Genomic DNA, 13,812 nt, shown 5'->3' with positions numbered 1-13,812 from the left:
TGTATTAATCCAATGTCACTTCTTCTTTAGCATGGCGTTGCTGTGCTTCTTTTTTAGCTTTTACCCGAGCAATAGCAGCGGCGACAGCAGCTTTACGTGGATCGGTTTCCACCTCAGCATCAGCTGGAGTTTCAGCGGGTGTGTCTACTTTTGCAGTTGCCTGTGCTTGTTGAGATTTTTTAGCTTTTACGCGGGCAATAGCAGCAGCCACAGCAGCTTTACGTGGATCGGTTTCCACCTCAGCCGGAGATTCAGCGGGTGTGTCTACTTTTGCGGTTGCTTGCGTTTGCTGGGATTTTTTAGCTTTTACCCGAGCAATAGCAGCAGCCACAGCAGCTTTACGCGGATCGATTTCCAGCTCAGCATCAGCAGGAGTTTCAGTAGGTGTGTCTACTTTTGCAGTTGCCTGTGCTTGTTGAGCCTTCTTAGCTTTTACCCGAGCCAATGCTGCGGTTACAGCAGCTTTGCGCGGATCGGTTTCCACCTCAGCCTGAGTTTCAGCAGGAGTGTCTACTTTTGCAGTTGCTTGCGCTTGCTGGGATTTTTTAGCTTTTACCCGAGCAATAGCAGCAGCCACAGCAGCTTTACGCGGATCGATTTCCAGCTCAGCATCAGCAGGAGTTTCAGTAGGTGTGTCTACTTTTGCGGTTGCTTGCGCTTGTTGAGCCTTCTTAGCTTTTACGCGGGCCAATGCTGCCGCTACAGCGGCTTTGCGTGGATCGGTTTCCACCTCAGCCTGAGTTTCAGCAGGAGTGTCTACTTTTGTAGTTGCTTGCGCTTGTTGAGCTTTCTTAGCTTTTACACGAGCTAATGCTGCCGCTACAGCGGCTTTGCGCGGATCACTTTCTGCATCGGCGGTGGTATGGGTATTTTGTGGTACCTGTTGTGCCAATTTAGCAGCTTGTTTTGCTCGGGCTTCTTCTTTACGTTTTTTGCGTGCAGCAATAGCCGCTGCGTTGTCAGGTTGTTCTCCTGCTTTAACAGCAATAATTTTGCCAATGCTATGTTTTTCTTTTACACGAGAAAGTGCAGATTGCACTTCATTTTGTTGGTGATCATCAAGCTTAACTGCAGCACGTTGATGTCTTGCCTCACGTTCAAGCTTTTCTCGTTCCATACGGATTTTTTTCGCTTCAAAGCGAGCCTTAGCTTCAGCCGCTCGCTTAGCTTCCGCATCAATTTCTCGTATTTCTGCTTTTTCTTGGCGGTAATATTGCACTAATGGAATATTACTAGGGCAGACAAAAGCACAAGCCCCGCACTCAATGCAGTCAAATAAATTATGTTGTTGCGCTTTCTCATGCTCTTTCCCTTTACTAAACCAGTAAAGTTGTTGTGGTAGTAAACCACTAGGGCAGGCGTCAACACATTGACCACAACGGATACAGGCTTCTTCAATATTATCTGTATCCATCTCTTCTGGAGAGGGAATTAATAAGCAGTTAGTAATTTTTATAACGGGGGCATTTAAGTCAGGTAAGGTGAAGCCCATTAAAGGCCCCCCCATAATGACCATCTGCTCAGAGCCAGCAACAAAGCCTGCTTGTTTTATAAGTGCATAAATAGGAGTACCTAAACGTGCCCAAAAGTTACCTGGGGTTTTAGCCCCTTGTCCAGTTACGGTGACGACACGTTCAATTAAAGGTTCATCATCGATAATGGCACGTTTAATTGCCACTACCGTCCCCACATTTTGCATTAATACGCCAATATCAGAGGAGCGACCGCCAGAAGGAACTTCTTTGCCCGTTAATATTTTGGTTAACTGTTTAGCGCCTCCAGATGGATATTTGGTAGGGATCACCCGAATAAAAATACGTTTTTCATTTGTGAGTGCTGCTAATGCTTGTTTTAAGGCGGCAATAGCTTCAGGTTTGTTATCTTCAATACCAATCAGCACTTCATCCGGTGACAGTATATGCATTAATATCTGACAACCCGCAATAACTTCATCTGCGTGCTCTTGCATAAGTCTGTCATCAGCTGTGATATAAGGCTCACATTCAGCGGCATTTATGATGAGCGTTTTAACTAAATCACCACCACCTTTTAATTTTGTGGCTGTTGGAAAACCCGCTCCCCCTAATCCAGCAATGCCTGCTTCATGAATACGGGTAAGCAATACTTCTTTACTTTGTGATTGATAGTCAACTAGTGGTGATTTTTCTCGCCATTCGTCTTTACCATCAGAGACAATTTTCACTGCAATTTCAGGCAGACCAGAAGGGTGAGTGCTTGGAAATGGCTCTATTGCCGTGACCGTACCTGATATAGAAGCATGAACGGGTAATGTTCTTCCTACACCACGAGTTAAGGCTTGGCCTTTTAAAACATGATCACCCACTTTAACGCAAAGTTGCCCAGGAGTACCTAAGTGTTGATGAATAGGGATGGTAACCTCATCCGGTAACTGGGCTATACGCATAGGCGTGCGACTTGATTGTAATTTCATTTCGGGAGGATGAATGCCGCCTTTAAAATCCCAAATTTTATCTTTTTTAAATAACGAAAAGAGATTAAACATGAGCGTTATCCTCCGTCTTTAATGACGGTTCATCTTCGGGTGTTTCTTCTGGCTCTGCAGGAATATTTCTTACAGGGATAGTATTTAAATCCCATTTCCAATTAGAGGTCGTCATTTTCACAGGAACTAAAGTAATACAGTCTGTTGGACAAGGTGGAACACATAAATCACACCCTGTGCAGAGATCTTCTATTATGGTGTGCATTGCACGAGTAGCGCCGACGATGGCATCCACTGGGCATGCTTGAATACATTTTGTGCACCCGATGCAGTTGTCTTCATCAATTAAAGCCACTTTTCTCACCGGATTTAATGCTTCTTCATCACCGTCAAGTGGTTGTGGATCAACCCCCATCAGTTCGGCAATTTTTAACATAACCTGTTCACCACCCGGTGCACAACGGTTAATCATTTCTCCATTATTAGCTACCGCTTCTGCATAAGGGCGGCAACCAGGATGACCACACTGACCACACTGACTCTGTGGTAATATGGCATCAATTTTTTCCACAATAGGATCTTCTTCTACTTTAAAGCGACGAGCGGAATAACCTAAAATCAGGCCGAATAGAAGCCCTAGTACACCCAGTACACCAATTGCTATCCATAAAGAATTCATTACAGTTTCACCAAACCACTAAAACCCATAAAGGCAAGAGACATTAAACCCGCAGTAATTAAGCCAATAGAAGAGCCTTTGAAAGGAGCAGGAATATTGGCGACAGCCAGTCTTTCTCTAATGGCTGCAAATAACACCATAACTAAGGAGAATCCTACCGCAGCACCAAAACCATATACTGCTGATTGCATAAAGGTATGTGATTGATTGATATTCAGTAACGCGACCCCTAATACGGCACAGTTGGTGGTAATTAAAGGTAAGAAAATCCCCAATAGACGATATAACGTTGGACTCGTCTTTCTTACGACCATTTCTGTAAATTGCACCACAACAGCAATCACTAAAATAAAGCTGAGTGTACGTAAATAGAGTAAGTCTAAGGGAACTAAAATAAAGGTATCCATTAGCCAAGAGCTAATAGAGGCAATCGTCATGACAAACGTTGTCGCAAACCCCATTCCTATCGCGGTTTCTAATTTTTTTGATACACCCATAAATGGGCATAAACCGAGGAATTTGACGAGTACAAAGTTATTCACCAAGACGGTACCAACGAATAAAAGCAAGTAATCAGTCATTGCTATGCCAAAATTGTTAAAAAATGGAGAAAAAGCCTCATAAAATAAAGAGGCTAAACGGGCGAGTATAATATCAAGCTGAAATGTATGAAGTTATCGATCTTGTGTGAAAGTTTCACGGACACGCTTAGCATATTTGATATAAGGCACAAAGCAGACAGTTGCCATAACGGCCCATAATAGTGACTTAACCGCGGTTTGATCATCAACAGGGGCAAAACCGAAACTTTTTATCGCCAACAATAAGTTAATTAATAACCAAATAATAAATAAACGAGGAAAATTTTTAGCGCGGTAAAAGAACTGTCTTAATAAATAAGCGGTAAATGCAAACATCGCCCATGTTGTTAACACGGAAAGATACCAGCTTGATACCACATGAAAAGGTAGCTGGTGGATAATCGAAAAATCTGAAAAATATCGTATTAAATATAAAACAGACATTAAACCTAAGCCCACTATCGACAACAGCAAATAAGCCAAAGGGGCAAGTAACCAACCCGTAATAGGGGCTTTAGGGGATTGCTGGGGCAAAACGTTTGTCTGAGGTTTTAATTTCATTAATCAAAGATCCTACTATTATACTAAGTTCTAAACGAGATATTATCACAAACTTTGTTATTATTTATTTAGCTGTAGAAGTGAAAGTCATTTTTCATTTATAGAATAAAAAGATAAAAGCGGGATAGGGTTATGACAAAAAATTTAAATGTGGGGATTATAGGCTATGGTTATGCAAGTAAAACCTTTCATGCTCCCCTGATCTGTACCACTGAGGGGTTAACACTATCAGCCATTTCAAGCTCTGATGAAAGTAAAGTTATCGCTGATTTTCCTAATATTACGGTGTATGCTAACCCACAACGACTGATTGATGATCCAGACATCGATTTAATTGTTATTCCAACACCTAATAACACTCACTATACCTACGCCTCACAAGCCTTAAAAAACGGTAAACATGTTGTTGTCGATAAACCTTTTACTTTGACACTCGATGAAGCAGAAAAATTGGCACAACAAGCGAAAGAAGCTAAGAGATTACTCTCGGTTTTTCATAATCGTCGTTGGGATGCCGGTTTTCTTACCGTTCAAAAATTACTCGCCGATAAAACATTAGGTGAAGTCAGTGCCTATGAAGCGCATTTCGATCGTTTTAGACCCGCTGTGCGCCAACGTTGGCGTGAAGATGCCGGACTTGGTGGAGGACTTTGGTACGATCTGGCCCCTCATTTACTAGACCAAGCGGTATGTCTTTTTGGTCAACCTTATGCAATCACTGCTGATATTGCTCAGTTGCGCCCTAATGCTAAAAATGCTGACTACTTTCATACACTATTAGACTATGGTCATCTGAAAGTTATTTTACATGCCTCTATGTTGGTTGCCTCACCTACGCCTATTTTTGCTATTCATGGGACCAAAGGCAGTTATGTAAAATATGGTTTAGATACCCAAGAAGATGCATTAAAAGCGGGTTATCTCCCGACGGAAATGTATAACTGGGGGGCTGATCCTCAAGAGGGTGAATTAACATTATCGACAGAGAGTGGTGAAGTAGTAACAACAAAGTTACCGACTCTATCAGGTAATTATCCCGCTTATTATCAGCAAATTTATCGTGCGATTGCATTTGGTGAAGAGAGTCCTGTTACTGTGTCACAGGCCATTAATGTTATGCGTTTAATTGAAGCCGGTAGCCTTTCAAATCAATCAAAAACCACAATTAAGCTGTAAACATTAGGGAGTGACGAAAACCATGTCTTGGTGGCAAAAGCTAAAAATTGACTCTTTTTTAATGATTATGATCTTGGTGGTCATACTCGCAACATTATTACCTGCGCAAGGTGAGATAAAAGTCATCTTTCAACATCTCACTACGGCTGCGATCGCCTTATTGTTTTTTTTGCATGGGGCAAAGCTTTCTAGAGAAGCGATATTGTCAGGACTTGGTCATTGGCGCTTACATTTAGTGGTTTTTGCCAGTACTTTTGTTTTATTCCCATTACTAGGGTTGGGACTACAGTTTATGGTACCTGACTGGATGTCACCTACCGTTTATATGGGATTTTTATATCTTTGTGCTTTACCTGCGACAGTACAATCCGCTATTGCCTTTACTTCTGTTGCCGGTGGTAATGTAGCCGCGGCAATCTGTAGTGCATCAGCATCAAGCATTTTAGGGGTATTTTTATCCCCTGTGCTGGTGGGTTTTTTAATGGAAACACAAGGCTCTGCTGAGCATTTTGATACTGCGGGGGCGATACAATCTATTTTATTACAACTGATGGTGCCTTTTATTATCGGTCATTTATCTCGTCCATTAATTGGCCGTTGGGTTGATAATCATAAGATGTTAGTGAATAGAACCGATCGCTCTTCTATTTTGCTGGTGGTTTATGTTGCATTTAGTGAAGCCGTCGTTGAAGGTATTTGGCATAAAATTGACGGTTGGTCGTTATTGACTATCACCATTGTCAGTTGTGTATTACTGGCTATTGTACTTGTTATTAATATTTATAGTGCAAGATGGCTTGGCTTTAATAAAGCTGATGAAATCACGATTGTATTTTGTGGCTCGAAAAAGAGCTTGGCGAATGGGGTTCCCATGGCAAATGTACTATTTCCCGCAGCAACGGTGGGGATCATGCTATTACCGCTGATGCTATTTCATCAAATTCAATTAATGGTTTGTGCCATATTAGCTCAGCGTTATGCCAATCAAGCTAAAAAACACCATCAGCAGTCACTGTAAAAATAGAGCAAAAGATAAAAATACCGCCTTAGCAATAAGGCGGTATTTTTCGTTAATATTAACCTAAACTCACTTTTTTAATTAATGCATCACGTTCAGCTTGGCTAATAAAAGCCATAGTAAGACCATTAATTTGTGCTTGGCGAATTTGTGCTGCAGTTAAACCCGCCGCAGGAGCAGCAACAGTATACTCATGTTTTAACTCAATACCTTCCACGGCCGGATCGTCAGTATTGAGCGAGGCGATAATACCGTGCTCTAAGAACTTCTTAAGAGGATGTTGTGCTAAAGAGGCAATAGTACTGGTTTGAATATTTGAGGTTAAGCAAGATTCAATACCAATTTGGTGCTCTGCGAGATAATCCATCAAACGGGGATCTTCAATGGCTTTAACACCGTGACCAATACGACTTGCCCCTAATTCTTTAATCGCGTGCCAAATACTTTCAGCACCAGCCGCTTCACCTGCATGAACGGTGATCTTCCAGCCAGTATCACGAGCACGGTTAAAGTGAGGTTGGAATAAATGCCCAGGGAAACCTAATTCATCGCCAGCTAAATCAAGTGCGGTGATTTTATCTTGATGTTTTAATAGACCATTTAATTCTTGCTGGCAGGCATTTTCACCAAAAGTACGGCTTAAGATGCCGATTAAACGGATCTCAACATCATAAGTGTGTAAGGCACTTTGTACACCATCAATAATTGCTTCAACAACACCTTCAATCGGTAATTGATGCTTCATGGCCATATAGTAAGGTGAAAAGCGTAATTCTGCGTAATCAATACCTGCATTAGCAACATCGACGACGTTCTCATAAGCAACACGGCGACAAGCGTCTAAATCGGCGAGTACAGCAACGCCCCAATCTAGCTTTTGTAAGAAGCTCACTAAGCTAGGCTCATTTTTAGTTATCTGCACATGTGGGCGCAATGTTTCTAGCTCATAGGCAGGTAGGGCAATATTATGTTGTTGTGCTAAATCTAAAATTGTTTCCGGACGGATGTTTCCATCTAAATGGCGGTGCAAATCGGTTAAAGGCAACTGTGTGTCAATCACGTGTTATTTTCCTTTTTAATAATAATAATGAAAATCCACTTGTTATGGTGACTTTCTTTTAAGGGGAATAAAGTAATAAATTGCCTATTATTATGAATGATTTTCAATTGATTCACTATAAATTAAACTGAAGTTGTTTATTTTTAATACATAAAGAGGCGTTTTTTTTGTATTTTTCGATGATAAAAATTATTTTTAAATTAATACTGTACATTTATTATCTTTATTTTTCAGTATAGTTGATGCTTCTTATCAACTTGGCTGAAAATGTAATTTTTCCTTTAAAAACAAACATATCATAGTTTTTGATATAAGCTATCAGATATACTGATAGGTGTTAGTAAGAATTAAGAATGTCTATTAGCGGAAGGGCTGATTATCTAATTATAAATAAAGTGATTGTTTTATTAATTATTGTTAATAATATTGGGATATTAAAAAACAACAAATCTATTATATTTAATAAGGAAGTGAACAAACAAAATAAAATCATAATATATTCTTGCTAGAAAAAGGCTAATCACTTTATTTTTAATATTGCATATATTGGAGCGAGAATATGAATGGAAAATCAAATAATAGTTTAATAAATAATGATAGTAATAAACAAATAGCTAAACCAATAATTCCGCCACCATCTGCTAACCCTACTTTAAGTTCACAAATGGAGACAGGAGATGGCAATGTTGCTTTAGATTTAGTTGTGGTAATAGATACAAGTGGCTCAATGGCTGATGAATCTTCTGATTTAAGTCAACAAATAGATGATGCTGTTCAAAAGGCATTAGGACGTTGCCCATCAAGTTTAAGAGTCACTTTTTTAGGAATAGAAGGTACGTGGGATAATACTAAGTTCGATCGCTCAGTGACTGACTATTTAATGACACAAGGTGTATCTGCTCACAAATTACAAGCAAGAGCGCCATTTAAAGAGGCTGATGGACGAGATCATGCTGGAAATAAAGAAGATTTATGCCGAGCCGTCATTGATGTGTGTAAATATTTCGATTGGCGAGATGGCGCTCGTCGTGCAATTTTTGTCTTAGGTGATGAAGGTATGGAAGGTGGCGGAGGTGTATTAACACAAGCCGCTGTGCTTAAAAACAATGAGGCAATAGTGGTTGCTAGAAGCGAAAAAGTAAAAGTATATACTTATCAGGGAACGCCTAATGATGATCCCTCTAATGTGGATCGCTTTCCTACTATTGCTGATAGAGATAACATCACGAAAGAGTATGTGCGCTTAGCGCAGATGACGGGAGGACGCTCTTATATATACACAACAGGTATCGCTAATTTTTCTTTAGTTCTGCAAGAAATTCTATGTGACAGTTTAACATTACCTAAACTTCCTGATCTGAATAAAGATAATTCAACGTGTCGTCATGTTTGTGAAGAGCTCTCTACTATTATATCAACAGTTAATACCCTTGCAGAAATAATGCATAAAGCGATTGATTCATGTTGTAAAGAAGATTGGGGCACACGCGAAGTGTTTAAGCCTCATTGTGATTGTTAATAACAATAAAAAGCCCCTTATCATAAGAATGGTGATAGGGGGCTTTATTGATTAGTGACTGTATGCTATCAGTGACTAAAATTAATTGTTTTCAGCAGGTGCCGCTGGGATTTCAACTTGTGGCTCTTCTATTGCATCATTTTGATCTGGCTCTTCTGAATATTCAGGATAATCAGAGTCATCATAATCATAAGAAGAAGCACCTGCACCAAATAACATAGCCGCTAAACCTAACATTTGAGGGGCTTGTGTTACTTCCATAAACTCATCAAAGCTGTAAGTTTTACCGTTCATAGTAAATTTATCAGCAGCATAGTTCAGGTTTAAAGACAGTTTATTACCGTCTTGTGATAACAGCATCAATGGCAGAGCATCTTTCTCGTCTTGAGAAATTTGATTGATATTTTGCTGTAATTCAGTTTTTAACTGTGCCATGTCGTTAGCGGTTGTTTTCTGAATTTCAGCTTTATCTTCGTCTGTTAAGCCTTTTTCAGAATAACGCATAACATCAAGGTATTGTGTGGTACTACGGAACTCCGTTAGCATTGGTACAGAAAGATCGATATTAAAATTGATATTATTAAACAATTCATTAAACAGAACTGAAGGCGCCTTGTCTTCTTTTTTCAGTGCATCAGCATTGAACGCATTTAAATCTAACTTAAAGTTTAGTTTGCTTGCGCCACTGCTATTGGTAAGCGATGCTTCATCGATACGGAATACTAAACCTTTTTCCAAAACATCACGTACAGCTTGCTCAATCATCGCTGAATTATCGTATTTATTTTGATTCCAAGGTAAGAAGGTGCTGTTATAAACTTTTGTTAATAGCAACATCGCATCTGGGTCTGCTTTATCAATTGAGTAAGCAAATTTACCCGCACCAAAATCAAAACCACCAACATTAAGAGATTTAAAACTATAATCTTGAGTGATAAAGAATAATTTATCTTTAATTTGGCTCTTAGTAGCAAGAGAAGTATCTTTTAAAGTGAAATTAGATGACTTATCTTGGCTCGTAAAGGTAATATCGCCAAAGTTCAGTGTTTGTGTATCAAATAGATATTGATCGTCTTTAACTTTAGTTCCTTCGACAGAGCCTGCAATATTTTTCAGCGTAAAGGTTTCATCATTACCTTTCTTAACAATGACTTCATCACCTTTTACTGCTGTTGAGATGTTTGTTGCATTTTTATCGGAAGAAAAATCAATCTGAAACGCAGATGTTGTTAACTGGCTACCATCTTTGCTGTAATTAATAGGATTTATGTTAACTTTACCTGATACACTGCCATCAAACGATAAAGAAGAGTGCATATCAATAAATGATGGCTCTTTGGTCAACTTAAATAGATCTTTAGTGGTCTCATTATTCACTAAAGTATTATTCATTGCTGCTAACTTAGGAGCTAGATTAAATTGAGCAATATCAGAAAGAGGGAATGGCCCATGGTCAATATCCGTCTTAAAGAGCACTTCTTCTACTTTTTTATCTTCATCTGATTTGGCATGCTCTGAAATCACAACCGCAAGATCAGCAGTAGAAGTAAAGACGCCTTTCTTATAGTCACGAATTTCAAGTTTAATATCCGCACCTAATTGGCTTTCTTTAGCAAGTTGCGCTAATTGAACGTTAGTGCGTTTGGTTTCTTCCTGTAAGCGGCTTTCAATTTTACTGCCCATGTACCATGATGCACCGGTCCAAACAACACCTAGTGCAACAATAACACCAACAGCGACAAGCGATTTCTTCATAATTCTAGTCCATCCTCTGTGTATGCTTCGTAGCATACGTTCTTAAGATTGTTTTGCTACCCTTAAACAATCCAACAAATTGGTTTTGGTTATCAATACTCTGAATATGAATATAGATAATTAGCGTATATTAATTGCTATCTATATTCTCTGTAAATATAGATTTAGTGAAATAAGAACGCAATCAGAACTTACTTAGTTATAAGCTAACACAATGAGTTTAAAGAGAAATAATTATAGATAACTTAAATAAGGCAATTAAAGATAAAAATGTCGTTTTTTGGTCTTTTTTGGATTAAAAGTATATTTATTTAAGCCATATTTGTATTTATGATACAGAATAAAAGCTTGTAATTAATATGGTTATAAATAGAGAGCAAAAACACCAATATTATCGTGAGCCAACCTCATTTAATCAGAAAAATCAACCAATTTCATTCTGTTATAAATTTCATAAGCTCGCTTTAGCTCTCATATTTATTATTCTATTTATGGCATGATAGCTGTATCCGAGTTATTTACTAGAAAGTAATTCGGAACTAATCAATTATTCTGTGTACTTAAGGAGATTGAAATGGCAGCCACTCGCATTGAAAAAGACTCAATGGGACAAATCGAAGTACCAGCTGACCAGTTATGGGGAGCTCAAACGCAGCGTTCTCTAGAACACTTCCGTATTTCAGTAGAAAAAATGCCTGTTGCACTGATCCACGCGCTTGCTTTAACCAAAAAAGCCGCCGCCGGTGTCAATATGGATCTCGGGTTATTACCTAAAGAACGTGCAGATGCAATTATTGCTGCTGCTGATGAAGTGCTGGCAGGTAAACACCCAACTGAATTCCCATTAGCAATCTGGCAGACCGGTTCTGGCACTCAATCAAATATGAATATGAATGAAGTGTTAGCTAACCGTGGTAGTGAGATACTAGGTGGTATCCGTGGCATGGAACGCAAAATTCATCCGAATGATGATGTTAACAAAAGTCAAAGTTCAAATGATGTGTTCCCAACGGCCATGCATGTCGCTGCTGTTATCGCATTACGTCAGGATTTACTGCCGGAATTAAAATCATTACTGAAAGTATTTAAAGAGAAAGCAGAAGCTTTCCATGATATCGTCAAGATTGGTCGTACTCACCTGCAAGATGCGACACCACTTACATTAGGTCAAGAAATCTCCGGTTGGGCGGCGATGCTTGAGCATAATATCAAACATATCGAAGATTCAGTTCCTCATGTGTGTGAGCTTGCGTTGGGAGGAACGGCGGTTGGTACAGGATTAAATACACATCCTGAGTACGCAGTTCGCGTTGCTAAACGTATCGCTGAATTATCAGGTCAGCCATTTGTCACGGCTCCTAACAAATTTGAAGCATTAGCAACCTGTGATGCACTGGTTCATTCTCATGGTGCGTTAAAAGGTTTAGCTGCCTCATTAATGAAAATAGCTAATGATGTACGTTGGTTAGCATCTGGCCCTCGTTGCGGTATTGGCGAAATTTCTATTCCAGAAAATGAGCCAGGTAGCTCCATTATGCCAGGTAAAGTGAACCCAACTCAGTGTGAAGCGTTGACCATGCTGTGCGCTCAAGTTATGGGTAATGATGTTGCTATCAATATCGGTGGTGCTTCAGGTAACTTTGAACTGAACGTATATCGCCCAATGATTATTGATAACTTCCTACAATCAGTGCGTTTATTGGCTGATGGTATGCGTAGCTTTAACGAGCATTGTGCTATTGGTATTGAACCAAACCGTGAGCGTATTAATAAATTATTACATGAGTCTTTAATGCTGGTTACGGCATTAAATACCCATATCGGTTATGACAAAGCTGCAGAGATCGCGAAGAAAGCTCATAAAGAGGGCTTAACGCTGAAAGAATCTGCACTGAAACTGAACTACCTGACAGCAGAAGAATTTGATAGCTGGGTACGTCCAGAAGATATGGTTGGTAGTATGAAAAAATAAGCAATTATACGCTTATTTTATCTAGTACAATATTGGATCCCGCTATCCCAGATAGCGGGATTTTTTTTCTATTGCTTATTTTTCAAGATATAAATGTAAGCGTGGAATAAGTAATTGTAACTTTTTGGCTTTAGGGCGATGGCGAATTTGAATATTATTCACATCATAATCAGCTAATTCACCTATTATGGGCTTAAAATCCGACGCTTTATCAATATAGAAAGCTAATAATGGTAGGGGACAAGCATATTGTACCTGTTTTTGTTGCTCCGAATACCAAACTCTGGCAATAGGTTGGACTTTCACTGGACGCTTAATTTTTAATTTGGCATTTTCCGGGAGTTGTGAAAGGGTCATTATCTCTTTATCGATACGTTCAGCCCATTGTTCACTAGTATAAGGAGGTACGGCGCGATTGGCTTCTCGACTTTTTTCTAGCTGAGCTAACACATCATTACGAGTTAAGTTTTTTATAATGTTTTTATTGGCCCAGCCAAAACGTACTGTATCAGGATCAGAAAGTAGGGTGAGGGTGCGATAAGCATTAAGTGTAATTAAGCCTTTTAGCTGATTATGGACAAAATCAAAACGTTCTTCTTTCGAAATACCAGACTCTTTCGTCACAATATCTGAAAGCTGTTTTTTTAATGAATTAATGCTCTCTACTTGTGTTTTTACATTCTTAAATACAGGATTGCTGACACTAAAACAGAGTACCCCCGGTAAACGTATCGCACGCTTGCTACTGACATGTGGGGCATTATCATAGATAAAGAGATTGGTCATTAATTTTAAAGAGAGTTCTAAAGCATCAAGATCATAACTAGGTGACACTGTAACATTTGTTATCTCATCATGTTCATCTTCTTTACTTACCTCAGGTAATTCAAAAACCGCAGAAGGAAGTTGCTTTAACTGACGAAGAAAATCGGTAAGAGCATTGATTTCTGTTTCAAGTTGTTGAAAACAGAGATTAAATCGCTGTATTGCATCATATTTGCTCATCTCTATAACCTTATTTAGTTAC

General features: G+C 39.2%; 11 protein-coding genes. 4 read left to right on the top strand and 7 right to left on the bottom strand.

Going from position 1 to position 13,812, the window contains the following annotated elements:
* Window positions 1-4 precede the first annotated feature (4 nt).
* The 4 genes from rsxC to PMI_RS06285 form a co-directional block, all read right to left on the bottom strand.
* On the bottom strand, window positions 5-2,524 hold the full coding sequence (gene rsxC / locus PMI_RS06300) for an electron transport complex subunit RsxC (RefSeq protein ID WP_012367954.1): 2,520 nt from the start codon (window positions 2,522-2,524) through the stop codon (window positions 5-7).
* The gene (gene rsxB, locus PMI_RS06295; protein ID WP_004243020.1) at window positions 2,517-3,143 is read right to left on the bottom strand and encodes an electron transport complex subunit RsxB; all 627 of its coding nucleotides are present in this window, start codon (window positions 3,141-3,143) and stop codon (window positions 2,517-2,519) included. The genes rsxC and rsxB overlap by 8 nt, the downstream gene beginning before the upstream one ends.
* Window positions 3,143-3,724, bottom strand: a complete 582-nt coding sequence (gene rsxA / locus PMI_RS06290) for an electron transport complex subunit RsxA (protein WP_004243017.1) — start codon at window positions 3,722-3,724, stop codon at window positions 3,143-3,145. Before rsxA ends, rsxB begins: the two co-directional genes overlap by 1 nt.
* A 93-nt stretch (window positions 3,725-3,817) precedes the next feature.
* The gene (locus PMI_RS06285) at window positions 3,818-4,285 is read right to left on the bottom strand and encodes a DUF2569 family protein (protein ID WP_012367953.1); all 468 of its coding nucleotides are present in this window, start codon (window positions 4,283-4,285) and stop codon (window positions 3,818-3,820) included.
* A gap of 132 nt (window positions 4,286-4,417) precedes the next feature.
* Here PMI_RS06285 and PMI_RS06280 point away from each other — a divergent pair, with 132 nt between their 5' ends.
* Entirely contained in the window at window positions 4,418-5,461 is a 1,044-nt protein-coding gene (locus PMI_RS06280; protein ID WP_012367952.1) for an oxidoreductase, read from the top strand.
* Window positions 5,462-5,483: 22 nt separating this feature from the next.
* On the top strand, window positions 5,484-6,479 hold the full coding sequence (locus PMI_RS06275) for a bile acid:sodium symporter family protein (protein ID WP_012367951.1): 996 nt from the start codon (window positions 5,484-5,486) through the stop codon (window positions 6,477-6,479).
* Between the two features lie 58 nt (window positions 6,480-6,537).
* Here PMI_RS06275 and add read toward each other — a convergent pair whose 3' ends face one another.
* A complete protein-coding gene (gene add, locus PMI_RS06270; protein ID WP_004248098.1) occupies window positions 6,538-7,539 on the bottom strand; it encodes an adenosine deaminase in 1,002 nt (333 codons plus the stop codon).
* A 559-nt stretch (window positions 7,540-8,098) separates the two neighbouring features.
* Here add and PMI_RS06265 point away from each other — a divergent pair.
* The gene (locus PMI_RS06265; protein WP_012367949.1) at window positions 8,099-9,058 is read left to right on the top strand and encodes a hypothetical protein; all 960 of its coding nucleotides are present in this window, start codon (window positions 8,099-8,101) and stop codon (window positions 9,056-9,058) included.
* Between the two features lie 81 nt (window positions 9,059-9,139).
* Here PMI_RS06265 and PMI_RS06260 read toward each other — a convergent pair whose 3' ends face one another.
* Complete coding sequence (locus tag PMI_RS06260; RefSeq protein ID WP_012367948.1) at window positions 9,140-10,813, bottom strand: YdgA family protein; 1,674 nt, start codon at window positions 10,811-10,813, stop codon at window positions 9,140-9,142.
* A gap of 574 nt (window positions 10,814-11,387) precedes the next feature.
* On the opposite strand from PMI_RS06260, the gene fumC reads away from it, so the two are divergent.
* On the top strand, window positions 11,388-12,785 hold the full coding sequence (gene fumC / locus PMI_RS06255; protein WP_004243002.1) for a class II fumarate hydratase: 1,398 nt from the start codon (window positions 11,388-11,390) through the stop codon (window positions 12,783-12,785).
* A gap of 75 nt (window positions 12,786-12,860) precedes the next feature.
* On the opposite strand, the gene tus is transcribed toward fumC, so the two are convergent.
* Window positions 12,861-13,790 (bottom strand): DNA replication terminus site-binding protein, encoded by a 930-nt coding sequence (gene tus / locus PMI_RS06250; protein WP_012367947.1) that lies wholly within the window; start codon window positions 13,788-13,790, stop codon window positions 12,861-12,863.
* Window positions 13,791-13,812 lie beyond the last annotated feature (22 nt).

Source organism: Proteus mirabilis HI4320 (assembly GCF_000069965.1).
GTDB lineage: Bacteria > Pseudomonadota > Gammaproteobacteria > Enterobacterales > Enterobacteriaceae > Proteus > Proteus mirabilis.
Note: the sequence above shows the minus strand (reverse complement) of the source record. Positions and strands in the feature narration are given on the sequence as shown.

Excerpts from the sequence above, each read along its gene's own strand:
- PMI_RS06265 (WP_012367949.1), top strand. The coding sequence starts at position 8,099 with ATGAATGGAAAATCAAATAATAGTTTAATAAATAATGATAGTAATAAA.
- rsxB (WP_004243020.1), bottom strand. The coding sequence starts at position 3,143 with ATGAATTCTTTATGGATAGCAATTGGTGTACTGGGTGTACTAGGGCTT.
- PMI_RS06275 (WP_012367951.1), top strand. The coding sequence starts at position 5,484 with ATGTCTTGGTGGCAAAAGCTAAAAATTGACTCTTTTTTAATGATTATG.
- PMI_RS06260 (WP_012367948.1), bottom strand. The coding sequence starts at position 10,813 with ATGAAGAAATCGCTTGTCGCTGTTGGTGTTATTGTTGCACTAGGTGTT.
- PMI_RS06280 (WP_012367952.1), top strand. The coding sequence starts at position 4,418 with ATGACAAAAAATTTAAATGTGGGGATTATAGGCTATGGTTATGCAAGT.
- fumC (WP_004243002.1), top strand. The coding sequence starts at position 11,388 with ATGGCAGCCACTCGCATTGAAAAAGACTCAATGGGACAAATCGAAGTA.
- tus (WP_012367947.1), bottom strand. The coding sequence starts at position 13,790 with ATGAGCAAATATGATGCAATACAGCGATTTAATCTCTGTTTTCAACAA.
- rsxA (WP_004243017.1), bottom strand. The coding sequence starts at position 3,724 with ATGACTGATTACTTGCTTTTATTCGTTGGTACCGTCTTGGTGAATAAC.
- PMI_RS06285 (WP_012367953.1), bottom strand. The coding sequence starts at position 4,285 with ATGAAATTAAAACCTCAGACAAACGTTTTGCCCCAGCAATCCCCTAAA.
- rsxC (WP_012367954.1), bottom strand. The coding sequence starts at position 2,524 with ATGTTTAATCTCTTTTCGTTATTTAAAAAAGATAAAATTTGGGATTTT.